The 24,384-nt window shown below is 63.6% G+C and carries 26 protein-coding genes and 1 tRNA gene; 20 read left to right on the top strand and 7 right to left on the bottom strand.

Features of this window, described 5'->3' with window-relative positions; genetic code table 11:
* Window positions 1-102: 102 nt before the first annotated feature.
* The 4 genes from CGS25_RS05440 (at window position 103) to CGS25_RS05425 (ending at window position 4,390) form a co-directional block, all read left to right on the top strand.
* Complete coding sequence (locus tag CGS25_RS05440) at window positions 103-1,020, top strand: hypothetical protein (protein ID WP_089031098.1); 918 nt, start codon at window positions 103-105, stop codon at window positions 1,018-1,020.
* A gap of 207 nt (window positions 1,021-1,227) precedes the next feature.
* Entirely contained in the window at window positions 1,228-2,226 is a 999-nt protein-coding gene (locus CGS25_RS05435; RefSeq protein WP_101674837.1) for a hypothetical protein, read from the top strand.
* A gap of 150 nt (window positions 2,227-2,376) precedes the next feature.
* Complete coding sequence (locus CGS25_RS05430) at window positions 2,377-3,303, top strand: hypothetical protein (protein WP_089031096.1); 927 nt, start codon at window positions 2,377-2,379, stop codon at window positions 3,301-3,303.
* Between the two features lie 142 nt (window positions 3,304-3,445).
* Window positions 3,446-4,390 (top strand): hypothetical protein, encoded by a 945-nt coding sequence (locus CGS25_RS05425; protein WP_101674836.1) that lies wholly within the window; start codon window positions 3,446-3,448, stop codon window positions 4,388-4,390.
* 129 nt (window positions 4,391-4,519) lie between these two features.
* Here CGS25_RS05425 and folK read toward each other — a convergent pair whose 3' ends face one another.
* Together folK and folB are read right to left on the bottom strand one after the other, a co-directional pair.
* Entirely contained in the window at window positions 4,520-5,020 is a 501-nt protein-coding gene (folK, locus tag CGS25_RS05420) for a 2-amino-4-hydroxy-6-hydroxymethyldihydropteridine diphosphokinase (RefSeq protein ID WP_101674835.1), read from the bottom strand.
* Window positions 5,020-5,376 (bottom strand): dihydroneopterin aldolase, encoded by a 357-nt coding sequence (gene folB / locus CGS25_RS05415; RefSeq protein WP_089031093.1) that lies wholly within the window; start codon window positions 5,374-5,376, stop codon window positions 5,020-5,022. The genes folK and folB overlap by 1 nt, the downstream gene beginning before the upstream one ends.
* A gap of 155 nt (window positions 5,377-5,531) precedes the next feature.
* Between folB and plsY the strand changes: the two genes are divergently transcribed.
* Window positions 5,532-6,137, top strand: coding sequence for a glycerol-3-phosphate 1-O-acyltransferase PlsY (gene plsY / locus CGS25_RS05410; RefSeq protein WP_101674834.1), 606 nt, complete (start codon window positions 5,532-5,534; stop codon window positions 6,135-6,137).
* A 163-nt stretch (window positions 6,138-6,300) separates the two neighbouring features.
* Here the strand turns inward: plsY and tsaD are convergent, their stop codons facing one another.
* A complete protein-coding gene (gene tsaD, locus CGS25_RS05405; RefSeq protein ID WP_101674833.1) occupies window positions 6,301-7,329 on the bottom strand; it encodes a tRNA (adenosine(37)-N6)-threonylcarbamoyltransferase complex transferase subunit TsaD in 1,029 nt (342 codons plus the stop codon).
* Between the two features lie 221 nt (window positions 7,330-7,550).
* On the opposite strand from tsaD, the gene rpsU reads away from it, so the two are divergent.
* The 8 genes from rpsU to CGS25_RS05365 all read left to right on the top strand — a co-directional run bounded on the left by rpsU (window position 7,551) and on the right by CGS25_RS05365 (window position 16,272).
* Window positions 7,551-7,766 (top strand): 30S ribosomal protein S21, encoded by a 216-nt coding sequence (gene rpsU, locus CGS25_RS05400; protein WP_014993329.1) that lies wholly within the window; start codon window positions 7,551-7,553, stop codon window positions 7,764-7,766.
* Between the two features lie 48 nt (window positions 7,767-7,814).
* A complete protein-coding gene (locus tag CGS25_RS05395) occupies window positions 7,815-8,264 on the top strand; it encodes a GatB/YqeY domain-containing protein (RefSeq protein WP_089031090.1) in 450 nt (149 codons plus the stop codon).
* A 72-nt stretch (window positions 8,265-8,336) separates the two neighbouring features.
* The gene (gene dnaG, locus CGS25_RS05390; RefSeq protein ID WP_101674832.1) at window positions 8,337-10,256 is read left to right on the top strand and encodes a DNA primase; all 1,920 of its coding nucleotides are present in this window, start codon (window positions 8,337-8,339) and stop codon (window positions 10,254-10,256) included.
* 94 nt (window positions 10,257-10,350) lie between these two features.
* Entirely contained in the window at window positions 10,351-12,282 is a 1,932-nt protein-coding gene (gene rpoD, locus CGS25_RS05385) for an RNA polymerase sigma factor RpoD (protein ID WP_101674831.1), read from the top strand.
* Between the two features lie 116 nt (window positions 12,283-12,398).
* A tRNA-Ile gene (locus CGS25_RS05380) sits at window positions 12,399-12,475 on the top strand.
* Between the two features lie 639 nt (window positions 12,476-13,114).
* Window positions 13,115-13,834: a HipA family kinase gene (locus CGS25_RS05375; RefSeq protein WP_157933785.1), complete on the top strand. Its 720-nt coding sequence runs from the start codon at window positions 13,115-13,117 to the stop codon at window positions 13,832-13,834.
* Window positions 13,831-14,664 (top strand): DUF3037 domain-containing protein, encoded by an 834-nt coding sequence (locus CGS25_RS05370; RefSeq protein WP_101674829.1) that lies wholly within the window; start codon window positions 13,831-13,833, stop codon window positions 14,662-14,664. The genes CGS25_RS05375 and CGS25_RS05370 overlap by 4 nt, the downstream gene beginning before the upstream one ends.
* 354 nt (window positions 14,665-15,018) lie before the next feature.
* A complete protein-coding gene (locus CGS25_RS05365) occupies window positions 15,019-16,272 on the top strand; it encodes a lipase family protein (protein ID WP_101674828.1) in 1,254 nt (417 codons plus the stop codon).
* A gap of 74 nt (window positions 16,273-16,346) precedes the next feature.
* Here CGS25_RS05365 and CGS25_RS05360 read toward each other — a convergent pair whose 3' ends face one another.
* The 4 genes from CGS25_RS05360 to CGS25_RS05345 form a co-directional block, all read right to left on the bottom strand.
* Window positions 16,347-16,610, bottom strand: coding sequence for a hypothetical protein (locus tag CGS25_RS05360; protein ID WP_232802264.1), 264 nt, complete (start codon window positions 16,608-16,610; stop codon window positions 16,347-16,349).
* Window positions 16,611-16,750: 140 nt separating this feature from the next.
* Complete coding sequence (locus tag CGS25_RS05355) at window positions 16,751-17,710, bottom strand: acyl-CoA dehydrogenase family protein (protein WP_101674827.1); 960 nt, start codon at window positions 17,708-17,710, stop codon at window positions 16,751-16,753.
* Between the two features lie 90 nt (window positions 17,711-17,800).
* The gene (locus CGS25_RS05350) at window positions 17,801-18,523 is read right to left on the bottom strand and encodes an SDR family oxidoreductase (protein ID WP_089031080.1); all 723 of its coding nucleotides are present in this window, start codon (window positions 18,521-18,523) and stop codon (window positions 17,801-17,803) included.
* A gap of 62 nt (window positions 18,524-18,585) precedes the next feature.
* Window positions 18,586-19,146: an NADPH-dependent FMN reductase gene (locus CGS25_RS05345; RefSeq protein WP_089031079.1), complete on the bottom strand. Its 561-nt coding sequence runs from the start codon at window positions 19,144-19,146 to the stop codon at window positions 18,586-18,588.
* 107 nt (window positions 19,147-19,253) lie between these two features.
* Between CGS25_RS05345 and CGS25_RS05340 the strand changes: the two genes are divergently transcribed.
* The 7 genes from CGS25_RS05340 (at window position 19,254) to tatA (ending at window position 24,373) form a co-directional block, all read left to right on the top strand.
* Complete coding sequence (locus CGS25_RS05340; RefSeq protein WP_101674826.1) at window positions 19,254-19,985, top strand: 4'-phosphopantetheinyl transferase family protein; 732 nt, start codon at window positions 19,254-19,256, stop codon at window positions 19,983-19,985.
* Window positions 19,986-20,030: 45 nt separating this feature from the next.
* A complete protein-coding gene (locus CGS25_RS05335; RefSeq protein ID WP_101674825.1) occupies window positions 20,031-20,735 on the top strand; it encodes an FFLEELY motif protein in 705 nt (234 codons plus the stop codon).
* Window positions 20,732-21,493, top strand: coding sequence for a bifunctional demethylmenaquinone methyltransferase/2-methoxy-6-polyprenyl-1,4-benzoquinol methylase UbiE (ubiE, locus tag CGS25_RS05330; protein ID WP_408608720.1), 762 nt, complete (start codon window positions 20,732-20,734; stop codon window positions 21,491-21,493). The genes CGS25_RS05335 and ubiE overlap by 4 nt, the downstream gene beginning before the upstream one ends.
* On the top strand, window positions 21,493-22,122 hold the full coding sequence (locus CGS25_RS05325; RefSeq protein WP_101674824.1) for a ubiquinone biosynthesis accessory factor UbiJ: 630 nt from the start codon (window positions 21,493-21,495) through the stop codon (window positions 22,120-22,122). The genes ubiE and CGS25_RS05325 overlap by 1 nt, the downstream gene beginning before the upstream one ends.
* The gene (locus CGS25_RS05320; RefSeq protein ID WP_089031075.1) at window positions 22,122-23,738 is read left to right on the top strand and encodes an AarF/UbiB family protein; all 1,617 of its coding nucleotides are present in this window, start codon (window positions 22,122-22,124) and stop codon (window positions 23,736-23,738) included. Before CGS25_RS05325 ends, CGS25_RS05320 begins: the two co-directional genes overlap by 1 nt.
* 63 nt (window positions 23,739-23,801) lie before the next feature.
* Window positions 23,802-24,140, top strand: a complete 339-nt coding sequence (locus tag CGS25_RS05315) for a phosphoribosyl-ATP diphosphatase (protein WP_089031074.1) — start codon at window positions 23,802-23,804, stop codon at window positions 24,138-24,140.
* A gap of 2 nt (window positions 24,141-24,142) precedes the next feature.
* Window positions 24,143-24,373, top strand: coding sequence for a Sec-independent protein translocase subunit TatA (gene tatA / locus CGS25_RS05310; protein WP_089031073.1), 231 nt, complete (start codon window positions 24,143-24,145; stop codon window positions 24,371-24,373).
* Window positions 24,374-24,384: the final 11 nt, after the last annotated feature.

The following is a 24,384-nucleotide window of genomic DNA, read 5'->3' as shown; positions in this document are numbered from 1 at the left end:
AAGGAGGGGCGCCCCTCTCATTCCGAAGTATCCTTCAGCTCGGAAAGAAGACAAAATAATAGCGCCCGTGCCGGGCATTAACACTTTACTGGGGGTCAACCAATGATGAGCAAAAAGAAAAACGCCATGGCGATGCTCGCCGTGGCGTGCGCGATGCTGTCCGCCTGCGGCGGCGATTCTTCCCATTCCTCCGCCGACCCCGACCCCGAGCCCCAGGCTCTGGTATTGAGCGAAGCCAATGCCGCCCGGGTCGCAGGGGATACGCTGCTGTTTGCCCAACTACTGCCCGAGAGTTTCTATGCCATGATTTCAGCGGCAGGCTTTCTGGCAACCGGACAAAACTGCCTGTCAGGCGAGGCAAGTGTGCAATCCGACGACCTGGAGCGGCCGGTCTCTGCTTCAATGAGCGATTGCGTGGTGGAGAACGGCGTTACAGTGGACGGGACCCTGCGATTTGACTACGACAGTGAGGACCCCGATGCGCCGCCCTCGGAGTTGAACGCAGAGAGTTTCACCCTGATCTCCACGTACGGCGACACCGACAATTCATCGGAGACTCACTTCAGCTTCGACGGCGAGATTGATTTCCAGGTGGATGAGAATCTGGAGAACTCGGATTTCCAAGAAGTGGATGGCACTCTGGCCTTTTCCCTCGACAGCACGTACGACGGGGAGCAGCAGTCATTCCAACGCCAGTGGATCCTTGATGACTACCGCCAGATTGGGGTCAATCAAAGTGGCGCCTACCTGGCCGAGCTCTCCGGCGATGTGACACTGGGTGACCCGGCTGGCCGCGTCGTATTGACCACCTACGCGCCGGTCGGCGCGAACGGTCTCTCGAGCTGTCCCAGTGCGGGCGACATCACCGCGGAGGGCGGCGACGGCACCTCACTGAACCTGAGCGTGATCGACAATGACGACATTCTGATCACGCTTAATGGCGTGGGCACCCATTACAGCTGCGAGGAGTACGGGGCCTGGCTCCAGGAAGCCATGGATTTCCCCAATTCACCGATCTGATTGCCCGCCACGGCAACACGCTGCCGCCCCTCTGATCAGGGGCGGTAAGCCCGCCGGGACAAAACGTCCACTTTCCCTGAAACCACGGTGATAGAGCCGGCCCCACGCCCCTGGCAGTCTGTTGGCGGTGGCACGCCTTCGAGGTGTCCACGTGATCGCATGGCGAGGCTCGGCCTCGCCCTTGGGCTGTGTTTTGGGGACAACCACATGGACTTTACCAACCGCAGCAGCGCCCGCGCCGGCGTCTGGCTGTTTATTCTCGTACTGACGATTCTGCTCGCCGCCTGCGGCGGCGATGACCACCACCATGACCAGCGGGACAATAATCCGCCGGTGGACAATGGCGGCGACAACAATGGCGACGACAACGGCTCCGAGCCACCGGACACCACCGCACTGATCAATCGCGACTCGGCCCTCAACCTGATGGCCCAGACCATACTGTCCAGCAATACCCTGCTGATGCTGTTCGACCCGGTCACCCAACTGATGTACGCACCCGCCATCTATTGCGACGACCCGGCCACGGCGGACGCCGAACTCGGCGAGGATTTCAGAACCGAACAGGTCACCTATCAGGACTGCCAGCTCAATGACGACGGCTACCAGCGCATTCAGAATGGCGGCCTGAGCATGATCTACGACGGCGAGGGCGTGGACGCGCCCATTCATGTGCTCGCCGACAACCTGACGGTGGAAACCCGGGAAAGCAGCGACGGCGAGATCACCGTGCACACCCTTACCCTGGACGGCGCCTTTACCGTCTCGTTGCTGCCCGAGCCGGTGGAATTCAGCTTTGTGGATGTCAACATGAGGCTCGCTGTCGATTACCACCGCGAAGTCGAAGGCGACCCCACCCCCATCGACGCGCAAAGTCTGCGCTGGGATTTCCAGGACTACGACTCCCGCTTCGCACTGGCCAACGACGGCAACGCCGACAACAGCATCGACGGCCGGATTACCTTCCACGGCGAGCTGGCCGGCAGCGCCGACGCCAGCACCTCGATCCCGATCCATTTCTCCGACAACACCTGCCCGGACCTGGGCGCCCTGGATCTGGCCGACGACGACGACAGCAGCGCCAACCTGACCTTCAACGGCGATGAACTGGTGCTGACCACCAATGGCAATGGCGAAACCCTGACCTGCGACACCCTGGCGCCCTACCTGCAGGACATCTACCGGGTGCTGCCCTACGCGTTTTAAACGGACTTGTATAAAACAAAGCGCGCAGCGAAAAATTGCCCCACCCCTGGCCGAATGCTAAAACATTACCGAGCGCGGCCAGGCCGCGCCGCATTTGCACCATAACTTTGCATTTGAACCGGAGCCCACGGGCTCCATTTGGGGGGAACCATGAACCAGAAAACGACCGGCGGGCACCACGCCCGAACCGGCCGCTTTGCGCTGTGCGCGCTGGCGGCATTGTCATCACTTTCACTGGCCGCTTGCGGCGGCGACTCACACCACCACCGCACGGAAACGGCATTAAGCATTGATGAAAGCACCGCGCCGGTGGCCATCGATCAGACCTGGTCCAGCCTGACCACCAGCCCACCGCTGTTGGCGGCGCTGATCGACGCCACCGACCCGAACTACGTGGTCCTCAACGATTGCACCGACGGCGGCAGCCAGGAACAAACCCTGAACGACCAGAACCGGGTCACTTCGGTGTTCTTTGACCAGTGCACGCAAAGCTATAGTTTCGGGTCTGGTCCCTGGTTCGGCCAGATAATCGACGGCGGCTTAAGTTTTGAATACAACGAGAACGGCGATGTGAGCCGCATCGTCGCCGAGCAGTTCTCCAACGAGTTACAGCTTGGCGACACCAACGGCCGGGTGGATACCGCCGACGGCGTATTCGAGTTACCGGAAGGCACCGTCTCGCCGCTCAGCTATACCGCCAACGGGACCCTGACCAGCTTCCGCAACACCGCCCCGAGCGATCCACCCAATGACATCGTGTTGCGCTTTCCCGGCCTGAGCGTAATCGCCAGCGCCACCGGCGACGACGACCTGCTCCAGGTCAGCGGCCAACTGCTAATCCCCGGCTCGGACCTGCCCGTGGAACTGATCACCGAAGCGCCCGGCATCAGAGTCAGTCCCGACTCGGACTGCCCGATCGGCGGCGAGATCACCCTGGAAGGCGCCGGCAGCAGCTACACCAGCGTCCTGTTCAACGGCGCGGACCACATCACCGTAACGGTGAACGGCGTCGCGCAAAGCGAACGAACCTGCGAACAGTTCCTGCAGTGGCTTGCCGAACCCACCGCCAACGGCTGATGCACGCCGGGGGCTTCCCAGCCCCCGGCAATGCGCTATTATTCGAATCCGCGCACCGGCACACCAACAATACCCAAACTTCACAACAGCCGGTCAGCGCCCGATTATCCTGACAGACTCAATCCCTAGGGGGGATACCACCATGAAACACCGTCTACTCCCGGCTGCCCACAGCCGGACACGCACCCTTGTGCCCGCCGTTCTCGGCGCCCTTGTTCTCAGCGCCTGCGGCGGCGACAGCAGCAGCCACCACGACAGCAGCGCCGGCCCACTGAAAATCACCGACGACAACGCCGCTCAGGTTGTCGCACAAACACTTATAGCGCCGGAGATAGCGCTCAGCCTGACGAATTTTTCCATCCCTGGAACTATCGTCACCAGTCCGGAATGCCAAAGTGGCAGCGCCACCCTAGAGACCAGCCTTGACGCTACAAATAATGAACGACTAAGCCTCCTCTCCGCCGACAATTGTACCGCTACCAACGACGATGAAACTTTTCGTGAGGTGCTTGATGGCGAGCTGCAATTAACTTATGACAGCCCCGAGCCGGCTTCTCCTTTCTTTTTCGACGCTCAGCGGTTCTATGTTTTGTTGGAACTGAGTTATGAATATTTTAACTCAGAATCTTTGGAGCTGGACGGCTCTGGGAAGGTGAGTTCTGACCCAGCTCCCTCGCTCACCGAAGCGAACTTTACTTTTAAAATAAATCAAAAGATCGAAAACGAGACCGGCGATGCGTCGGAAATGAATTTCCAGCTCAGTGTCAAAGACTGGTCCAGCGTTGTCGAGATGCTTTCTGAAGAACAGCCGGGAGTGACCACTAACGGTCGCCTTACACCGCTGCTTGCTGAGGGTTTGCAAAGCTACGTGGACGTGGTGACCAACACGCCACGGACATACGACGGCGACGTCTGCAGCGAAAGCGGAGACATTACTGTCAACGGCGCCGACAACACCAGCATTAATGTGTATTTCGCCGGCAGCGATCAGATCACGGTGACTGTCAATGGCGTGGCACACGATATGAGCTGTGACGAATTCAGACAATGGCTACCCATCGACGGCTCTCCGCTCAGCCTGCGCTGAGCTTTGCCGCCGGCCTCCGCCTTTTGGTTTTGATCTTTTGCCTTCGGCACGCAACGACTGATGCCAAAACCATCAGGTTCGGGGCAGTGGCCGCCGTGCCAGCGACGGATTTGATCTTTCCGCGGCGCGTCAGATTCCAGCCGGCCACTGAAACGGCACCGTCCACAAACGCTGCCCGGGAAAATCGTACTCCTCAAGCAGCGCCGCGTAACCGCGCCGCAGCACCGGATGTTCCGCGCGCGGCGCCAGGTCCGCCAGCGGCTTGAGCACGAAGGCGTGCTTGAGAATCTCATCGCGGGGCAGGTTGACGCCGTCGACGTCGCCGCTGAGCTGGTCGTAGGTGAGGATGTCGATGTCCAGGGTGCGGCTGGCGAACTTCTTTTCGCCGCGCACGCGGCCGTGGGCCCGTTCGATGTGGCGCAGCGCCTCGGCCAGCTCGGCCACCGCCAGGGCGGTGTCGATTTGCACCACCAGGTTATAAAAGGGGCTGCCGTCGAAGCCCACCGCTTCGCTTTCGTACACCGGGCTCAAGGCCAGCTCGCCAAACGCCTCGGCGAGGTGGTCCAGGCCGGAGTGGATGTTGTGCTCGCGGTCGATGTTGGAGCCCAGGCTGAGAAACACCGTTGCCATCAGCCGCGCTCCCCGCGCTCGATGATCACGCCCACGTCGCGCGAGCCACGCAGCGCGCCGGGCTTGCTCAGGCGCAGTTTCAACCAGCTCACGCCGAACTCCTCGCGCACCATTTGCGCGACTTTCTCGGCCAGGGTTTCCACCAATTGGAATTCGCTTTCCTCGATAAAGGCGATCACCCGTTTGCCGATGGACTTGTAGTCCAGGGCGTCGTCGATCTGGTCGCTGGCAGCGGCGCGGCGGATGTCGGTGGCCATTTCCAGGTCCAGGCTGACGGTCTGGCGGATACGGCGCTCCCAGTCGAAGATGCCGATCACGGTGCTGACCTTCAGGTCACTGATATAGACGATATCCATGGGGCTCCAGGTGGCGCGTGCGCACGGCCACATCTCTTGTTACGGTTCGCGGACGCGATGCCCCGGGCGGGCCGGTCATCGCGTATGCATGCAAGCCACGCGGTGCGTGTACAATGCCGTGGACTTCACAATGGGAATTATAGCCGGTGGACGCCATGGCATTACAGGAAAGCGGGATCTGGTTGTTGGCTTTGTGCGCGGGCGCCTACCTGCTGGGCTCGGTGTCCAGCGCGATTCTGGTGTGCCGGCTGTTCGGTTACCCCGACCCGCGCACCCAGGGCTCCAGCAACCCGGGCGCCACCAATGTGCTGCGCATCGGCGGCAAACCCGCCGCCGCCCTGACCCTGCTCGGCGACGTGCTCAAAGGCACCGTGCCGGTGCTGATCGCCCGCGCCCTGGAGTTGTCGCCGTTCGCGGTGGCGCTGGTCGGCTTCTGCGCTTTTCTCGGCCATCTGTTCCCGGTGTTCTTTCAATTCCGCGGCGGCAAGGGCGTGGCCACCGCTTTCGGTCTGCTGTTCCCGTTGCACTGGCTCAGCGGCCTGATCGCCGGCGGCGTTTGGCTGGGGGTCTTCGGCATCACCCGGATTTCCTCGGTGGCGTCGCTGAGCGCCTTCGTGGCCGCCCCGATCAGCCTGTGGTTCTGGCTCCCCGGTGCCTTCTGGCCAATGGCCGCCCTCACCGTGATCATGTTCATCCGCCACCGCGCCAACCTCGCCAAGCTGCTCAGCGGCGAGGAATTGGGGTTTCGGAGGAAGAGCTAGGCGCTGGACGCCAGACGCCGGACGCCGGACGCTAAGTCAAAACCCGTGGCCGCAAGTCTTGCGGGTTCGCAGAACGTTTCTGCAAACCCGCAAAGCTGGCCGGTGGCACGGGTTTAGCGTCCAGCGTCTAGCGTCCGGCGTCTAGCGTCCGGCGTCCAGCGCCCTACCCCAGCGCCTCCAACTCCACCAACGGCCAACGCGGCCGCACGCTGATCGGCAGGTCGCTGTGTTCGCCGGCCTGCAGGCGCAGGGCGCCGGCGTAGGCGATCATGGCGCCGTTGTCGGTGCAGTATTGCAGGCCCGGGTAGTACACCCGCACACCGCGCTTTTTCATGTCGGCGTCCAGTTTTTCCCGCAGGCGCCGGTTGGCGCTGACGCCGCCGGCCACCACCAGGCGCTGGTGGCCGCTGGCCTGGATGGCGCGCCGGCACTTGATCACCAGGGTGTCCACCGCCGCCTCCTCAAAGGCACGGGCGACGTCGGCGCGGTCCTGGTCGCTGAGCGCGGCGGGCCCGCCCAGGTCGTTGATGGTATTGAGGGTGAAGGTCTTCAGGCCCGAGAAGCTCATGTCCAGCCCCGGGCGGTCGGTCATCGGCCGGGGGAAACGGAACCGGCCGGGCGTGCCGGTCTCGGCCAGCTTCGCCACCCGTGGGCCGCCGGGGTAGCCCAGGCCCATCATCTTGGCGACTTTATCGAACGCCTCGCCGGCGGCGTCGTCCACCGATTCCCCCAGGGGCACGTAGTCGCCCAGGCCGCGGGCGTCGAGCAGCAGCGTGTGGCCGCCGCTGACCAGCAGCGCCACGAACGGGAACGCCGGCGCGTCGGCTTCCAGTTGCGGCGCCAGCAGGTGGCCTTCCATGTGATGCACCGGCACCGCCGGCAGATTCCAGCCGTAGGCCAGGGCCCGCCCCACCCCGGCGCCCACCAGCAACGCCCCGGCCAGCCCCGGCCCGGCGGTATACGCCACGCCATCCAGTTTCTCCGGGCCGGTGTCCGCCTCGCTCATTACCTGGCGCACCAGGGGCAGCAGCCGGCGCACGTGGTCGCGGCTGGCCAGCTCCGGCACCACGCCGCCGTACTCGGCGTGCATCGCGATCTGGCTGAACAACGCCTGCCCGAGCAAGCCGGCACGGGTGTCGTAAATCGCCACCCCGGTTTCGTCACAGCTGGATTCGATACCCAATACGCGCATGGTTCCTCCTGAAAAGGGCGCCGCGAGCCGGCCGCGTCGGGGCCGGTCTCGGCGGGCGCATAATAGCGCCCCCGGCCCCTATTTGCATTTGTCCGGCTGTGCGGTAGAATTCGCGCCCTGCTGCCTGGGTGCCCAACCGGCCTCACGGGCCCTGGCCCCCAAGGGACCACCTGAGCCCGCAGCGAATCCATTAATCCAAATCTCAAGGTAGGTGATACTTCATGCCTCAGGTGAAAGTGAAAGAAGGCGAACCCTTCGACGTCGCTCTGCGCCGTTTCAAGCGTTCCTGTGAAAAAGCGGGTGTTCTCTCCGAAGTTCGTCGTCGCGAAAACTACGAGAAGCCGACCCAGGAGCGTAAGCGCAAGCGTGCCGCAGCGGTAAAGCGTCACCTGAAAAAGCTCCAGCGCGAGCAGCTCGCCCGTAAGCGTCTCTACTAAGGTCCGGCCGCCCGGCTCCAACGGGCGGCATGATCCGGGTACGCTGCCATGAGCACATTGAAAGCACAGCTGACCGATGCCATGAAAGACGCCATGCGCGCCAAAGACAAGGTGCGCCTGGGCGTCATTCGCATGACATTGTCGGCGATCAAGCAGATCGAGGTGGACGAGCGCGTCGAAGTCGACGACGAACGCGCCCTCGCCGTGCTCGATAAGCTGATCAAGCAGCGCAAGGATTCCGCTACCCAGTACCGGGACGCCGGCCGCGACGACCTGGCCGACGTGGAAGAAGCGGAAATCGTGGTGCTTCAAGCATTCCTCCCCGCGCCCCTCAGCGACGCGGAAATCGATGCCCTGATTGACGAGGCAATCGCCGAAACCGGCGCCTCCGGCATGCAGGACATGGGTAAGATCATGGGCGTTCTCAAGCCCCGGCTGCAGGGCCGCGCCGACATGGGCGCCGCCAGTGGCAAAGTAAAGGCCAGGCTCAACGCCTGATCGCGGTTCACTCCGCATCTCAGATTCCCCCGGACTTGTCATTCCGGCGGCCAAATCGGACTATTTCCCCCCATGGCCGGTCGTATTCCCGAGCACTTTATTCAGGATCTGCTGGCGCGTACCGATCTGGTCGCGTTGATAGACGCCCGTGTGCCCCTGAAAAAGACCGGGCGCAACTACGCCGCCTGCTGCCCGTTCCACCAGGAAAAAACCCCCTCGTTCACGGTCGCCCCGGACAAGCAGTTCTATTACTGCTTCGGCTGCGGCGCCTCCGGCAACGCGGTCGGCTTCCTGATGGAATACGACCACCTCAACTTCCCCGAGGCGGTGGAGCAGCTGGCCACTCGCGCCGGCATGGAAGTGCCCCGGGAAGAAGGCCATGACAGCCAGCAGGACCGCGCCCGTCGCGACCGGCTGCAAACCCTGTATGACCTGCTCAAGCGGGCCGAGAACTTCTACCGCCAGCAGCTCAAGGCGGCTCCGGAGCGGCAGAAGGCGGTGAATTACCTGAAAGGTCGCGGTCTGACCGGTGAAATCGCCGCCCGCTACGGGCTCGGCTTCGCGCCGCCCGGCTTCGACAACCTGATCGGCGGCCTGTCGCTGGACAATCACGGCCTGGAGTTGGCGTTGACCGCCGGCCTGGTGGTGCGCCGCGACGACACCGGCCGCACCTACGACAAATTCCGTGATCGCATTCAATTCCCGATCCGCGACGCCCGTGGCCGCACCATCGGCTTCGGCGGCCGGGTGCTCGGCGACGGCAAGCCGAAATACCTGAACAGCCCGGAAACCCCGGTATTCCACAAGGGCCGCGAACTCTATGGGCTGTGGGAATGGCGCCAGAGCCGCGACAAGAGCGACCGTCTGTACGTGGTGGAAGGCTATATGGACGTGATCGCCCTGGCCCAGCACGGCGTGCCCAACGCGGTGGCCACCCTGGGCACCGCCACCAGCGAAGACCACTGCAAGACCCTGTTTCGCACCGTCGACGAAGTGGTGTTCTGCTTCGACGGCGACGACGCCGGCCGACGGGCCGCCTGGCGGGCCCTGGAATCGGCCCTGCCGGTGCTCGACGACGGCAAACAGGCGCGTTTTCTGTTTCTGCCCGAAGGGGAAGACCCGGACACCCTGGTGCGCGCCCAGGGCCCGGAAGCGCTGCTGGCGCTCACCGAGCGCGCCGACACCCTGTCCACCTATCTGTTCCGGCACCTGGGCGAAGGGCTCAACCTGGACACCGTGGACGGCCGCGCCCGCTTCGCGCGCCTGGCGCTGCCCTACCTGGACAAGCCCGCCGGCCCGTTTTACCGCACCCTGCTGGAAGACGAACTGGCGCGCCTCACCCGCATGGAGCGGGAATCCCTGGAAAAACTCCGCCAGCAGCGTCCCGCCCGGGAAGTGCCGCCAGCACCCGCGCCGGCGCCGGCGCCGCAATGGGATGAGCCGGACGACGACCCCGGCTACCCGTCGGACTACCTGGCGGACTACGGCGCGCAACAGCCCGCCGAGCGCGCCGGCCGCGATCCGGCGCCGGCGCAACGCCCGCGCGGCCCGCGGCGCGCCCGTGGCGGCCTGGGGCTGGCGGAACGGCTGGTGGTGCTGCTGATGTCCCACCCCGGGGTGCTCAAGGAGCAACCCCTGCCGGAAGGTCTTGAAGAACTGACCCTGGCCCACGCTGATCTGTTGATCCAAGTGGCCGCCGCCGTGGAGCACAACGACTCGCCAGCGGCGGTGCTGGGCGCGGTGATGGCCCTGGAGCAGGGCGAATCGCTGTCGGCGATGTTGCGCGAAGCGCTCAAACCGCCCATGGACGACGCCACCGCCCGCCGCTACTGGCGCGATGCACTGCAGCGCCTTCACACCCTGGCGCTGGAGCAAGCCCTGCAAAGCGAGGAAGCCCGCCCCAACCCGGACGGCGCGCGCCTGGCGGCGCTGCACCAGGCACTGGCCGCGGCCCGCACCGAGGCCCGGCAGGCGCCCCTGCACGACCCTTAAGCGGGGCTTGAGCCAACTGGCCCGCGCCCCCATATCCACGTATAATACGCCGTTTCCCGACGGCTTCTCGTCCTCCAAACTACGGGCATTTCGCATGACGACTCAAAAACAGCAGCAGTCACAGCTGAAGCAGTTGATCGCGCTGGGCAAGGAACAGGGCTACCTGACCTACGCCGAGGTGAACGACCATCTGCCCGAGTCCATCACCGACACGGATCAGGTGGAAGACATCATCCAGATGATCAACGACATGGGCATCTCCGTGGTGGAAAAAGCCACCGATGCCGATCAGATCATGATGGATGAAAGTGCCGAGAGCACTGACGAAATCGCCGCCGAGGAAGCCGCCGCGGTGCTGGCTTCCGTGGAGAGCGAACCCGGCCGTACCACCGACCCGGTGCGCATGTACATGCGTGAAATGGGTACCGTGGAACTGCTCACCCGGGAAGGCGAAATCGAGATCGCCAAGCGCATCGAGGAAGGCACCCGGGAAGTGATGCACGCCCTTTCCTACTGGCCCGGCGCCGTGGAAATGGTGCTCGACGAATACGACCGCATCATCAGTGAAGAACGCAAGCTGACCGACATCATCGCCGGTTACCTCGACCCCAACGACGACGGCGCGGCCGCCACCAACGCCAACAAGGAACCTCGCTTCAATCAGCAGCAACAGCAACAACAGCTGCAGAAGAAGAAAGAGGAAGCGGCGGCGGCCAGCAAAGACGACGATGACGAGGAAGAAGACGACAAGAACACCGCCAACGCCACCACCACCGACGACGACAGCGACGAGGACGAAGGTGGTCTGGACCCGATCCTGGCCGCGGAGCGTTTCGCCGAGCTGAAAAAATTGCAGGAAAAACTGCAGCGTTCACTGAAACGCAACGGTCGCGATCACGCCAGCTCCGGCAAGGCCCAGGAAGCCCTGGCCCAGCACTTCACCCTGTTCAAGCTGGTGCCGCGCATTTACGACGAACTGCTCAGCGGGGCGCGCAGCCACCTGGAAACCGTGCGCCGTTTCGAGCGCCAGATCATGGCGTTCGCGATCCGTCGCGCCTCCATGCCGCGCAAGGATTTCATCCGCGCCTTCCCCGGTAACGAAACCAACCTGGACTGGGTCGATCAGCAGCTCAAAGGCAAAAAATCCAAGGATTACGCCGACAAGCTCACCCTGGTGCGCGAAGACATCCAGCGCAACCAACGCAAGATCCTGACCATGGAAAGCGTGATCGGTCTGCCGGTGGGCGAGATCAAAGAGATCAATCGCCGCATCTCCATCGGCGAAGCCAAGGCACGCCGGGCCAAGAAAGAAATGGTCGAGGCCAACCTGCGCCTGGTGATCTCCATCGCCAAGAAATACACCAACCGGGGCCTGCAGTTCCTGGACCTGATCCAGGAAGGCAACATCGGCCTGATGAAGGCGGTGGACAAGTTTGAATACCGCCGCGGTTACAAATTTTCCACCTACGCCACCTGGTGGATTCGCCAGGCCATTACCCGCTCCATCGCCGACCAGGCGCGCACCATCCGTATCCCGGTGCACATGATCGAAACGATCAACAAGATCAACCGGGTGCAGCGCCAGATGCTTCAGGAAATGGGCCGCGAACCGACCCCGGAAGAACTGGGCCAACGCCTGGAAATGCCGGAAGACAAAGTGCGCAAGGTGCTGAAAATCGCCAAGGAACCGATCTCCATGGAAACCCCGATCGGCGACGACGAGGATTCCAGCCTGGGCGACTTCATCGAAGACGGCAACATGGAATCGCCGGTGGATTCGGCCACCTCCCTGGGCCTGGAAGAAGCCACCCGGGAAGTGCTCGCCAACCTCACCGCCCGCGAAGCCAAGGTGCTGCGCATGCGCTTCGGCATCGACATGAACACCGACCACACCCTGGAAGAAGTGGGCAAGCAGTTCGACGTCACCCGCGAACGGATTCGTCAGATCGAAGCCAAAGCGCTGCGCAAACTGCGCCACCCCTCGCGCAGCGAGCACCTGCGCAGCTTCCTGGACGCGGACATGTAAGCTGGTATATAACTAGCGGCCCGGACGGCTCACCCCGCCCGGGCTTTTTATTTTCAGCCCCATAAAAAGATCGAAAAAAGGGGACGGATACCCCTCCTCGTTTTTCACCCGCTCATGGGCCTATAGCTCAATTGGTTAGAGCAGCGGACTCATAATCCGTTGGTTCCAGGTTCAAGTCCTGGTGGGCCCACCACTCGTTCCTCACCAAACCTTAGTCTCGCCATCCCTGGCGCCACGCCGGCGCCACAGACACCCCCGGCCCGAACATCCTGTCCGGGCGTTCGCACGCTGCGAAGCCCTGCTTCGGTCGTGTTCACCCCACCATTCCCTTCATACCAAACGCTGGATTCGCCATCCCTGGCGCCACGCCGGTGCCACAAGAAACCCCCGACCGAACAACTTCCCACGCAATCGAAGCGCGTGCCAGGAATAGTCCAAGCTCATCCGAAGCAGTACGATTCAGGTTCAATTTTGGCATCTGGGTTTAACAGCGCCACTGATGCCTCCGATGTGGGCGTTGGTACCGTCACCGGTGAGCGTATGCCGTTATGCGAGTTCAAGGTGAAGGGGACACCTCCGACCGAGCTTCAGAGTAGTGTTGATTACAAGGCGCTGGCTTCTGAACCCAATGAGACCACCGAGTACGTCGTGCTAATCCACTGGGGCATGCCGTTCCCGCCAGTTAAGCCTTTACAGAAACTGGACTGTTCGGCAACCATAATTCTGTCTGCACGCCTACAACCGCCAAGTGGGCGCACACCGTTGAACGCTTGAAGCAGGTATGGGATATAGTGGAGTCAGCGTGAACCGCTTTTCAGCTCTTGGGGAATGAATGGCAGATCCAGTTCAGATAAAAGAGGTAATCAGGCCCGCCGATCAAGGATTTAGCCGTCCCTACCTCTGCCGCAGTGTCAGCAATGACCTTTATTACGTGAAAGGCAGAAACACTGACGCTGATAGCATGTACAAGGAGTGGGGCTGTGCACACCTCGCTAAAAGCCTGAAGCTACCGATCCCTGACTATGCACTGGTTGAACTTGACCCAGCCCTGGTTGACGCGCTCCCGCCAGATTTAGCGGACATTGGTGTTGGTCTCGCTTTCGGATCCAAAGCCATCCAGAAAGCTATCTGGTTCGAGCAAGCCTCAGTAGGCAACGTACCAGCCCAGCTACAACGTCGAGTAGTCGCGTTTGACTGGTGGATTCATAATTTGGACAGGGGTAGCCATAACCCCAACCTGTTGCTGGACGAAGGGTCACTCGTTGTTATTGACCACAACAACGCTTTCGACACGGATTTTGACCCACAACAGTTTATCCAGCAGCACATCTTCGCTGACGAGGGCAGGAATCTGTTCTCCGACTACATTGAGCGAGACGCGCTACAGAATGAATTTAGACAGCTCATCCCCGTTTTCAGCAAGACTATCGCTGAGGCGCCAGAAGAGTGGAAATGGTTCGATAGCGACGCTACAGTGCCGAGCAATTTCGACGCACAGCATTGCGAAGAAGCCATAAAAAGGTGCGCCGGTAGTAGTTTTTGGAATATATGATGGAACGTCTAGCCTGCAAATACAGCATTATTCAGTTTCTCCCCTACCCGGAAACCGGCGAGTTCGCTAACGTCGGCGTTCTGCTGGTATGTGAGAAGACTGGGCTTTTGGATTTCCGCCTGGAAACCAAGCGGACTAGCCGTTATACCTCCTTCTTCCAGAGCCTGGATGCGGGCCTTTACCGGTACGCGACCAAAAATCTGGCGGAGGCGATGAAGCGTATCCGAAACTTGACTGCCCATGGTTTCAAAAGCGACCTGATCAAGACCTTCGCCAGCCTGACCCACCCCAGAGAAACCATTCTCCGCTTTGGCACCCCGAGGGTTGTTCTGACGGATAACCCTACCCAAGAGCTGGACGACCTCTTCGAGCACTATGTCCGCCACGGCTTTGCCAAGGATGCCAATTACGAAACGGAGCTGGAGCGGAAGGTCAAACATTACCTTCAGGAACTGGAACTGGCTGCCCCCTTCAAGAACAAGAAGGTTGGCAATGAGCTCTTTGCTGTTCAGTTTCCATTCGTTCAGACCATCAATGACCGCGAGACAAAAGCGATCAAACCCTTTTACCTCGGCCAACAAACACCAAATGCCATCTATGACCACGCAGACCGCTGGATCGCTAAACTCAAGCGCCTGAAAGACATGCAGCTTATGCCTGAGCGAGTCCTATTCGCCGTTAAGGGCCCACAAATCACCGATTCTCTGGATTTCCGCAAGCGTGATTTTGCGTTTCGTGACGTCCGTGATGAGCTCGCCCGCTTTGCGGAAATAGCCCTTGATAAGGACGGCAACGGGACGCAAGCTATTCGCGACTTTGCGATTCACTAAGCTGTCGGTGTAGTGATGGTATTCACCCGACTGTCATGGTTCTGCCTCGTGCCGATTCTCTACCTCGAAGCGGACTAAACAGCGGCTGTCTCGCATGATTCGCCATCCCTGGCGCCACGCCGGTGCCACAAGAAGCCCCGGCCCGAACATCCCTGGCCGGCGATCAGGACTGGGCGGCGGCGCGGTCAGGCAGGTCCTGAGCAATGATCAGGCCGGTTTCTTCCGCGCCCTTCCGGTGCGGGTGCCCGGCTCCTGACACGGCCGACGCACTTCGTCGTCTTTTGCACTTGGCGGCGCCCGCGGGCCGTGCCACTTTCCCGGTTTGATTTCCTACCCGATAAGGAGAAAAACCGGATGCGTCTGTCCTCATTCCGGCCGTCCCGGCCGACCCTGCTGAATCTGGCCGCCGCCGGCGCCCTCACGGTGCTGGCGGGCTGCGCCCACCTGAGCCCCAACAGCGAGAGCCGCCCGGCCATCACCAGCGGCCCCGCCGGCGACGCTTTCTATACGCCGCCGGCCACCCTGCCGGAGGGCAAACACGGTGACGTGATCTGGGCGCGCGATCTCACCAACGAAGCCGCCCTGCCCTCCGCCGGGCAAAACTGGCTGGTGCTGTACCGCTCCACCAACATCGCCGGCGAGCCGATCGCGGTGTCCGGCACGGTGGCGATTCCCAAGGGCACGCCGCCCGAGGGTGGCTGGCCGGTGATCAGCTGGACCCACGGCACCACGGGCATCGCCGACGTGTGCGCGCCCTCCAAGAACGGTCCGGATTATCTGGATCGGGATTACGTCAGCGGCATCAACGTGACCCTGGATCAATGGGTGCAGCGCGGTTACGCGGTGGTGAAAACCGATTACGAAGGGCTCGGCACGCCGGGCACTCACCCTTACCTGAATGGTCCCTCGGAAGCGCGGGGCGCCACCGACATGGTGCTGGCCGCCCGCCAGGTGAGCCCGGCGCTGAGCCGCGACTGGCTGGTGATGGGCCATTCCCAAGGGGGCCAGGCGGCGGCCTATGCGGCCTATCTGGGGCCGATCTACGCTCAGGATCTGAACCTCACCGGCGCCATCGCGATCTCTCCGGCCAGCCACATCAGCGTCCAGATCCAGTACATCGAGACTCACCCGGACATGCCCGGCAGCGCCTTTACGCCGCTGATTCTGGCCAGCCTGGCCCATTCCGCGCCGGGCGTGGACCTGGATAAGCTGCTCACCGAGGAAGGCCGCAAGCGCATTGGCATGGTCAACGAGGGCTGCATTGGTGAACTGCGCCGGCCCGACGGCTGGGCGATCACCAATAACAAGCTGTTGAACACCAATGCGGATTTCAAGGCTCTGAACGCCGCCGCCGCCAGCCTCACCGACGTGGAGAACGTGCGTCCGTCGGTGCCGTTGCTGGTGCTGCAGGCGGACCACGATCACATCGTGCTTAAGCCGTTCACCGACATGATGGTGGCGCGCTTCAAGAACCTGGGCGTGCAGGTGGATTACCGCACCTACCCGATTCAGGGCCAGGCGCCGGCCGTGCACCGCGACACGGTACCCGCATCATTGGCCGATGCGATGGATTGGGCCAACCAATACCTGCCCGCCGCCCGGCACTGAGCGAGCCGGTACACCTCACACCTCACACCCCGGCGCTCGCCGGGGTAGCCGGAATGGCACCGTCGGCGCCTTATTCAGCGCGCGCCGGCGCCATTGATCTTCGATGGCGCCGGTGTCGGCGCGGGTGGCTGCCAGGGGCGTCGGGGGTTTTCGCGGCCCAGGGTCACGTTGGTCAGCGCCCGCACATCAGCGTTTGAGAAGGTCCAGAGTTCGCCGGTGTCCTCGATGATCACGGTCCAGTGCAAATGCAACTCCGGGCCGTAGTCGATGAGGATATGAGCGACGCCCTTTCCTTTCGGCGTATTCAGGGGAATCGGTGGGTTCAGTTGGATCATCATGACAGCACCCTCCATGACGGTGTCTGCCTGTCATTTGAGCAGACCCGCCCGCCGCATGAAGCAAAACCATGTAAAACCGCCATGACCGTCGCGAACCGGTGCGGCCCGCGATCGGCCGGCGTTCCGCACGTGGAACGCTGCTAACTTCGCGGCGCGTCCCGCAACCGCTGCCAAGCGCGTTCCGCGCGCAGTTCGCGGGGCGTCGAGGCCACCCGGAACAGCGGCCGGTCGCGGTGCCAGCGCTGAGCCACCGGGTCCCCGGCCGGCGCCTGATCGAAATACCCGGTTGCCTGCTGGTACAGCTCCTGGCTGCGTTCCAGTGCCCCGGCCAGGGCCAGGTGAGTGGCGGCGCTGGACCAGTCGCTGTCGGCGAGGGTCGCCAGCGTCACCAGTTGCGCCGCCAGCTGCTGTTGAAACGCCAACGGCCACTGCCGGGCGCGGGCCTCGCGCAGCAGCCAGGCCTGCACCGCCAGGGCGATGTAGGTGTCCTCCACGGTGCGAAACGGTTTCACATAGTCGCTGTAACCGTCACCGGGCAACAGCGCGTCGCTACCCAGCGCCACCGCGTCGAAGCGGCTGCCGGTGTGGGGAATCTCCGGCACGAATTCAATCGGCGGCTTGTCCTGGAAGTGAATGCCCGGCGCGCTGGTGGGCACCAGCGCCACCTTGAGCGACGGAGACGCCGCATCATCGCGGTCGCTGCCCACCCGACCCACCACCAGAAAAGCGCTGGCCGCCGGGCCCAGGGTGGTCCAGCTTTTTTCGCCACTGACGGTGAGCGAATCCTGGCTGACGCTCAAGGTGGTGTGGATGTCACGGGGCCGGTTGCCCGCCGCCTCGGTGGCGCACATGGCGAACAACTCGCCAGCGCCAGCGGCGTAACCGGCGTGCCTGGCCAGCAGAGCGCGCAGCGCGCCCTGGTAGCCGGCGGCGAATGCCCAGCCCACCCGGTCAGCGGCGAAACCGCCACGCATGGCGAGCGCCGCCGGCGCATGTCCGCCGGCGGCCAGGGCCTGCCATCGTTGGCACCAGTCCGTCAGGTCGGCCATCGGCGCCACCTCGGTGGCGGCGCTAAGACAATAGGTGAGGGAATCCTGCATGGCGGGCGGCTCCGGAGCATGGCGTCAACAAACCCCATGGTGGCAGCCCGCCCACCCCCGCGCCATGGCGGAGGCGGACACCCGCAGGGGTTAAAACGCCGCCCGGCCCACCGAGGCGCCACCGTCCACGCAGAGGGTCTGGCCGGTCATATAACCGCTGTCTTCGCTGAGCATGAATTCCAGCGTGGCGGCGATTTCCCGGGGTTCGCCGAGCCGGTTCATCGGCACCATGGCCAGATAGGCCGCCTCCCGGTCGCTGCCGGCCGGGTTGTTCTCGCGGAACAGCTCGGTTTCGATTGGCCCGGGGGCAATGGCGTTGACGGTGATGCCGGTGCGCGCCAACTCCAGCGCCCAGGTGCGGGTGAAGTTGACCATCGCCGCCTTGGCGCTGCCGTAGGCGGTGCGCCCCGGCAACCCGAAGATGGTCAGGCTGGAGACATTGACGATGCGGCCCCAACCGCGCGCCTTCATGCCCGGTAGCAACGCCTGGCTGGCCTGGATCGCCGGGTGAAGGTGCAGGGCATGGATGGCATCGAAGGTGTCCAGATCGATGTCGCCCAAGGCCTGCGGGCGAATCATGCCCACGTTGTTGACCACGCCATCGAACTCGAAGCGGCCAACCAGATCGCGCAACACCGCGTCGGTCCGCGCCTGGTCGCCCAGGTCGGCGCTCACCAGGGTGCCGGGGAAATCCGCATCGTTACCGTTACGGGCAATGCCCACCACTCCATGGCCGGCCGCCGCCAGCCGCTCGGCGGCGGCCCGGCCAATCCCCTTGGTGGCGCCGGTGATCAAAAAAGTACGGCGTTGCATACTGCTCTCCCATTATCGTTATCGTGGTTATTGCGGTTATCGAATCGCGAATTGTCTTACTTTCAACCGCGCATCGGTTTCAACGCGCTGGCCCAGCGGTTCAATTCATTGAGCATGGCGGTGGCCGCCTCTTCATGGACCGGCTCGGGCTTGAACACGCCGTTGTCCAGATGCTGATTGACCATGGGCACCGCCACCTGCTCGATCAGCGGCATCATTTTCAAGGTGGTGAGGGTCAGCTTGGTGGTCTGCACCGACCGGATGCCACCGGACATACCGCCGTAGCTGACGAACGCGACGGGTTTGTAGTTCCATTCGTTGTAGACGTAATTGAGCGCGTTGACCAGCGCCGGGGTCGGCCCGAAATTGTATTCCGGCACCACCAACACATAGGCATCCGCGCTGTCGACGCTGGCCGCCCAGCGCTTGGTGTGGTCGTGTTGGTAGTTCTGCTGGCGCGGATGATGGGGCTCGTCGAAAATCGGCAGCGCCATCTCCGCCAGGTCCACCAGATTCACTTCGAAAGCCCCGTGTTGGCGGGCCGCCTGATCGAACCAGTCCGCCACCGCTTTACCGACCCGTCCGGGGCGGGTGCTGGCGATGATCACATTGAGTTTCAGCATGGCAATGTCTCGACAGAAAAGAGCCCCACAAGTAGCACTGACCCAGCCCGTGGCGCAATCCCGTAAAGCCGCCGACACCCAGGCCGGGATCGCGTAAAGTAACCGCCATGACCCATGCCCCCCACTCTTGCCCGCCTGCTTGTCTCAGCGCACTGGAAACCCGGCCCTGGGGCGAGAGGCTGTTCCTGGCCCGCTGCGATTACCGCTCGGACCTCCTCGCCACTGAACATTTCCCACAGGCCGGCGTGCCCTTGCCGGAAAGCCTGGCCAGCGCCGTGGCCAAGCGGCGCACCGAATACCTGGCCGGTCGGGTGTGCGCGCAGGCGGCGATGGCCGCGCTGGGTCACCGGCCGGTGCAAGCACCGGCTGTGAACGCGGACCGCTCACCGGCCTGGCCGGCGGGGGTGGCCGGCGCCATCACCCATTCCCAGGGCCGCGCCGCCGCCCTGGTCGGCGACGCCCGGCACTGGCGGGGCGTGGGGCTGGACGCGGAAGCCTGGCTGCCGCCGGATCGGGCCCAGCGGCTGGAAAAGCAGATTCTCACCGGCGCGGAGCGGGAAGCCCTGGGTGGCCTGGATGCGCACCAGCGCGCGCGCCGGATCACCGTGACCTTCTCGGTGAAAGAGAGCCTGTTCAAGGCGCTCTACCCGCTCACTGGCCAGCGTTTCTATTTTCACGACGCCGCCTTGGAAGACGATCAGACGGTGCTGTTGAAAACCCTGTCCCAGGCGTGGCCGGCGGGCGCGCGTTTGCCGTTCCACTGGCAGGAAGACCCGGCCCACGGCGTTCTTAGCTGGATTACCGTGGCGGCGCCGAGCGGCGGCGCCACGGACCTGTAGCGCCGCCCGGCCAGGCTGCTATGATCGCTCGCCGGAGGGCTGCCCATGAATGCTGGCGAGCGACTGCAACACTACCTTGAGCGATTCTTCGCCCTGCGCCAGCACGGCGACGACAGCCTGTTCCTTGATCGGTTGCACCGGCTGCAAAGCTTCCAGCGCCAGCGCCTGATGGGCACCCACCAGGCCCTGCTGGCGGACCCGCGTCTGCGCCCGGGCGTCGAATTTCTGCTCGACGATGTGTACGGCGGGCGCCACCTGCTGCCGGTGGCGCGGGAAATCCGGCGCGCCCTGCCCAAGGCGATGAAACTGCTGCCTGACCGGGTGATGAGCACCAGCGCCCTGGCGCTGGAGGCGGCGATCATTACCCAGGAGCTGGACGAGGCGCTCACCGCGTGCCTCGGCGAGCGCCTGGACACGGCCCTCGATGAGGCCGCCTATGCCCAGGCCTACCAGACCCTGGGGCGCGAGCCCGAGCGCCGCCAGCAGCTCGCGCTGATCGCCGGGTTGGGCGAACCCCTGGATCGTTATATCCGTTCGCGCATGCTGTTGAGTACCTTCCGGCTGGTGCGCAAACCGGCTCATGCGGCGGGCTTCACGAACCTGTATGATTTCATCGATAAAAGTTTCCGGGTGATGAAACCGGCGCCCAGCGTGGGCCGGCTTCTGCGACAGGTGGCCGCCGACGAAACGGTCATTCTCGAGCGGCTGTTCGCGCATCACCCCGCCCCCTTCAAGGACGTCCCTCAATGACAGACGTGAACGACAACGACAAGGTCACCCACTTCGGTTACCAGCAGGTGCCGTGGCGGGAAAAACAGCAGCGCGTGGCCGGGGTGTTCCGCTCCGTGGCCGGCCGCTACGACGTAATGAACGATCTGATCTCGATGGGCAGCCACCGGGTGCTCAAACGCATGACCATTGAGCTGGCTGGCGTGCGGCCGGGGCAGACAGTGCTTGACCTGGCCGGCGGCACCGGCGACCTGGCGATCAAATTCTCGCGGCTGGTGGGCGAAACCGGCCAGGTGGTGCTGGCCGACATCAACGACGCCATGCTGTCGGTGGGCCGCGACCGCCTGATCGACGCCGGCTGCGGCCACAACACCCAGGTCGCCCAGGTCAACGGCGAGTGCCTGCCGTTCGAGGACAACAGCTTCCATTGCATCACCATCGCCTTCGGGCTGCGCAACATTACCGACAAGGACGCCGCCCTGCGCTCCATGCTGCGCGTGCTCAAACCCGGCGGCCGCTTGCTGGTTCTGGAGTTTTCCCAGCCGGTGCACAAGCCCCTGGGCAAGCTCTACGATCTCTACTCGTTCGCGGTGTGGCCGCGTCTCGGCAAGTTGGTGGTCAACGACTCGGAAAGCTACCGCTATCTGGCCGAATCGATCCGCATGCATCCCGACCAGGAAACGCTCAAGGGCATGATGGCCAATGCCGGCTACGCGCGCAGCGAATACTTCAATATGCTCGGCGGCATTGTCGCCCTGCACCGGGGGTTCAAGGTCTGATGTCGGAACCGGGGCTGATTTCCACCACCACGGTGGCCGCCGCCGAGCGGGCCATCAATGCCGCGCTGCGCGCCGACCCGGCCAGCGCCGCGCGGCTCGCCCAGCACGCCGGGCGCCTGCTGGCGGTGCACCTGACCCTGCCGGCGCTGTCGCTGTATCTGCTGATCGTCGACGACGGCGTGGAACTGTACCTGCGCAGCGACGCGGACGCCGACGTCACCGTGCACGGCAACCCGGTGGATCTGGCCGCCTTTTTGCTCAACTGGCGCCGCCAGCCCAATCCGATTGGCGGGCCGGTGCGCATCGAAGGCAACCGCGAACTTCTGCAAGAGCTGCGGACGCTGGCCGCCGATCTGGACCTGGATTGGGGCGCGCTGCTGGAACCCTTCACCGGTGGCGAACTGGCGCAACAGATCGACCTGGGCGCGCGCCGCCTGTTCGGCTGGGCCCGGCAAGCGTTCGACCGGCTCAACGAGCAGGTCGGCGATTACCTGGGCAACGAAGCCGGCCTGCTGGCGCTGCGCCGCGATGTCTATGAGTTTTACCAGGACGTGGATGAACTGCGCGGCGACGTCGATCGCCTGGACGCGCGCATCCAGCGCCTGAAAGCCAGGAGCGAGAACGCCTGATGCCGCCGCTGATCCGCCTGCTGACGGTCACCCACGTGGTGTGCCGCTACCGGCTTTTGTCCCTGCTGCCCCCCCATCCCGCACGCCCGCTGCTGATCGCGCTGCAATATCTGGTGCCCTCCAGCTGGCGCGGCACCGGCACCCTCAGCGAGGGCGAGCGCCTGCAACAGGCGCTGGAAACCCTGGGGCCGATTTTCATCAAGTTCGGCCAGTTGCTGGCCACCCGCCGGGACATGCTGCCGGTGGCCTGGACCGAGGCCCTGACCAGGCTGCAGGACCGCGTGACGCCGTTTGATGGCGCCCAGGCGCGGCGCCTGGTGGAGCAGGCGCTGCCCTGCCCGCTGGAGGAAGCCTTCCAGCATTTCGACGACACGCCGCTGGCCTCGGCCTCGGTGGCCCAGGTGCACCCGGCCACGCTCGCCGACGGCACCGAGGTGGTGGTGAAGGTGCTGCGCCCGGGGGTGGAACGGCGCGTCGAGCAGGATCTCAAGGTGATGGAATTTTCCGCCGGGGTGCTGGAAAAGCTGTGGCCGGACTCGCGCTATTTCCACCCCCGCCGGGTGGTGCGCGACTATCAGATCGTGATCCGCGCCGAGCTGGACCTGGAGCGCGAAGCGCGCAACAGCGAAACCATGCGCCGCCATTTTCTGTTCAGTCCGCTGCTGCACATTCCCGCCGTGCATCTGGCGCTCTCGTCGCGGCGGGTGATGGTCTCGGACCGCATTCATGGCATTCCGGTCAACGACATCGAGGCGATCCGCGCCGCCGGCATCGACCCCAAAGTACTGGCCGAGCGCGGCGTGGAAATTTTCTTCGCCCAGGTGTTCCGCCACAATTTCTTCCACGCCGACATGCACCCGGGCAATATTTTCGTTAATCCGGCGCACCCGGAATCGCCCCAGTACATGGCGGTGGATTGCGCCATCGCCGGGCGTCTGTCGCGCCACGATCTGAATATTCTTGGCCGCATGGTGCTGGCGGTGATGCGCGAGGATTACCCGGCCCTGGTGGATCTGGTGATCCGCACCGGCTGGAGCCGCGCGCCGATTGACCGCCAGCGTTTCGAACAGGCGGTCACCGCGATCATCGAGCCGGTGCGCTCGGCGTCGCTGGAACAGCTGGAGTTCGCGCCGCTGATTCTGCGCCTGTTCGATCTGGCCCGCGATTACCACATCGAAGCGCCGATTCAGTACATCCTGCTGATGAAGACGCTGGTGCACATCGAAGGGCTGGGCCGCAGCATTTATCCGCAACTGGACATCTGGACCGTGGGGCGGCCATTGCTGGAAGCCTGGATGATGCAGGAATACGGCCCCACCGCCACCGCCCGCAAACTGCGCAACCGCCTGCCGGAGTGGACCGCCCAGCTGCCGGACATGCCCGATCTGCTGCGTGACGCCCTGGAAAACCTGCGCGACGCCCCGCACCGCCAGCGTGAGCTGGAAAGCCACCTGGCGGACCAGCTGCGCCGCCACCGGCTGAAAATGATCGCCGCCATGGGCGGCCTTGCTCTGGGCCTGGTGTGCGCCGCCGATGTGCTGCAGGGCGGCGGCCCGCGCCTGTGGCCGCTGGCCGCCGCCGCTCTGGTGCTGCTGGGCGCCGCACTAAAAAGGTAATACGCTTGACCATTTCCCGCGGGCCGGACTCTGTTAGACTTGACCGCCTGCCCTGGAGAGACCATGTCGGACGTTCTTAAGCAATTGCATCAGGTCCTGGAAAGCCGCAAAAGCGCCGATCCGGAGACCTCCTACGTGGCCAGCCTGTACGCCCGGGGCTTGAACAAGATTCTCGAAAAAGTGGGCGAGGAAGCGGTGGAAACCCTGCTCGCCGCCCGCGACACGGAAGCCGGCGGGGACCCCAAGGATCTGATCGGCGAAACCGCCGATCTGTGGTTCCACTCAATGGTCATGCTGGCCCACCTCGGGCTCGGCCCTGACCAGGTTCTGGCAGAACTCGAACAGCGCTTCGGCCTGTCGGGTCACGACGAAAAAGCCGCCCGCAAGGGCTCAGGAGACTAATCATGTTTTCCGGTATCAGCATCTGGCAGTTGCTCATTGTCCTCGCCATTATCGTGCTGCTGTTCGGCACCAAGAAGCTGCGCAACATCGGCAACGACCTGGGCGGCGCGGTCAAGGGCTTCAAGGATTCCATGCGCGAAGGCGAGCAGGAACAAGAGCATAAACGCATCGCCGACGAACAGGACCCGGACGCCACGCGCCAGCAAAAAGAGAAGGACCGCGACCAGGTCTGAAGCAGCCCCTG

The sequence above is a fragment of the Alloalcanivorax mobilis genome, from assembly GCF_002864685.1.
Lineage (GTDB): Bacteria > Pseudomonadota > Gammaproteobacteria > Pseudomonadales > Alcanivoracaceae > Alloalcanivorax > Alloalcanivorax mobilis.
The sequence above is the reverse complement of the archived record's forward strand: the minus strand, read 5'-3'. Positions and strand labels throughout refer to the sequence as shown.

What these genes read in the sequence shown, in the direction of transcription:
- CGS25_RS05440 (WP_089031098.1), top strand. Translation starts at nt 103, where the DNA reads ATGATGAGCAAAAAGAAAAACGCCATGGCGATGCTCGCCGTGGCGTGC.
- CGS25_RS05435 (WP_101674837.1), top strand. Translation starts at nt 1,228, where the DNA reads ATGGACTTTACCAACCGCAGCAGCGCCCGCGCCGGCGTCTGGCTGTTT.
- CGS25_RS05430 (WP_089031096.1), top strand. Translation starts at nt 2,377, where the DNA reads ATGAACCAGAAAACGACCGGCGGGCACCACGCCCGAACCGGCCGCTTT.
- CGS25_RS05425 (WP_101674836.1), top strand. Translation starts at nt 3,446, where the DNA reads ATGAAACACCGTCTACTCCCGGCTGCCCACAGCCGGACACGCACCCTT.
- folK (WP_101674835.1), bottom strand. Translation starts at nt 5,020, where the DNA reads ATGGCAACGGTGTTTCTCAGCCTGGGCTCCAACATCGACCGCGAGCAC.
- folB (WP_089031093.1), bottom strand. Translation starts at nt 5,376, where the DNA reads ATGGATATCGTCTATATCAGTGACCTGAAGGTCAGCACCGTGATCGGC.
- plsY (WP_101674834.1), top strand. Translation starts at nt 5,532, where the DNA reads ATGGCATTACAGGAAAGCGGGATCTGGTTGTTGGCTTTGTGCGCGGGC.
- tsaD (WP_101674833.1), bottom strand. Translation starts at nt 7,329, where the DNA reads ATGCGCGTATTGGGTATCGAATCCAGCTGTGACGAAACCGGGGTGGCG.
- rpsU (WP_014993329.1), top strand. Translation starts at nt 7,551, where the DNA reads ATGCCTCAGGTGAAAGTGAAAGAAGGCGAACCCTTCGACGTCGCTCTG.
- CGS25_RS05395 (WP_089031090.1), top strand. Translation starts at nt 7,815, where the DNA reads ATGAGCACATTGAAAGCACAGCTGACCGATGCCATGAAAGACGCCATG.
- dnaG (WP_101674832.1), top strand. Translation starts at nt 8,337, where the DNA reads ATGGCCGGTCGTATTCCCGAGCACTTTATTCAGGATCTGCTGGCGCGT.
- rpoD (WP_101674831.1), top strand. Translation starts at nt 10,351, where the DNA reads ATGACGACTCAAAAACAGCAGCAGTCACAGCTGAAGCAGTTGATCGCG.
- CGS25_RS05375 (WP_157933785.1), top strand. Translation starts at nt 13,115, where the DNA reads ATGGCAGATCCAGTTCAGATAAAAGAGGTAATCAGGCCCGCCGATCAA.
- CGS25_RS05370 (WP_101674829.1), top strand. Translation starts at nt 13,831, where the DNA reads ATGATGGAACGTCTAGCCTGCAAATACAGCATTATTCAGTTTCTCCCC.
- CGS25_RS05365 (WP_101674828.1), top strand. Translation starts at nt 15,019, where the DNA reads ATGCGTCTGTCCTCATTCCGGCCGTCCCGGCCGACCCTGCTGAATCTG.
- CGS25_RS05360 (WP_232802264.1), bottom strand. Translation starts at nt 16,610, where the DNA reads ATGATGATCCAACTGAACCCACCGATTCCCCTGAATACGCCGAAAGGA.
- CGS25_RS05355 (WP_101674827.1), bottom strand. Translation starts at nt 17,710, where the DNA reads ATGCAGGATTCCCTCACCTATTGTCTTAGCGCCGCCACCGAGGTGGCG.
- CGS25_RS05350 (WP_089031080.1), bottom strand. Translation starts at nt 18,523, where the DNA reads ATGCAACGCCGTACTTTTTTGATCACCGGCGCCACCAAGGGGATTGGC.
- CGS25_RS05345 (WP_089031079.1), bottom strand. Translation starts at nt 19,146, where the DNA reads ATGCTGAAACTCAATGTGATCATCGCCAGCACCCGCCCCGGACGGGTC.
- CGS25_RS05340 (WP_101674826.1), top strand. Translation starts at nt 19,254, where the DNA reads ATGACCCATGCCCCCCACTCTTGCCCGCCTGCTTGTCTCAGCGCACTG.
- CGS25_RS05335 (WP_101674825.1), top strand. Translation starts at nt 20,031, where the DNA reads ATGAATGCTGGCGAGCGACTGCAACACTACCTTGAGCGATTCTTCGCC.
- ubiE (WP_408608720.1), top strand. Translation starts at nt 20,732, where the DNA reads ATGACAGACGTGAACGACAACGACAAGGTCACCCACTTCGGTTACCAG.
- CGS25_RS05325 (WP_101674824.1), top strand. Translation starts at nt 21,493, where the DNA reads ATGTCGGAACCGGGGCTGATTTCCACCACCACGGTGGCCGCCGCCGAG.
- CGS25_RS05320 (WP_089031075.1), top strand. Translation starts at nt 22,122, where the DNA reads ATGCCGCCGCTGATCCGCCTGCTGACGGTCACCCACGTGGTGTGCCGC.
- CGS25_RS05315 (WP_089031074.1), top strand. Translation starts at nt 23,802, where the DNA reads ATGTCGGACGTTCTTAAGCAATTGCATCAGGTCCTGGAAAGCCGCAAA.
- tatA (WP_089031073.1), top strand. Translation starts at nt 24,143, where the DNA reads ATGTTTTCCGGTATCAGCATCTGGCAGTTGCTCATTGTCCTCGCCATT.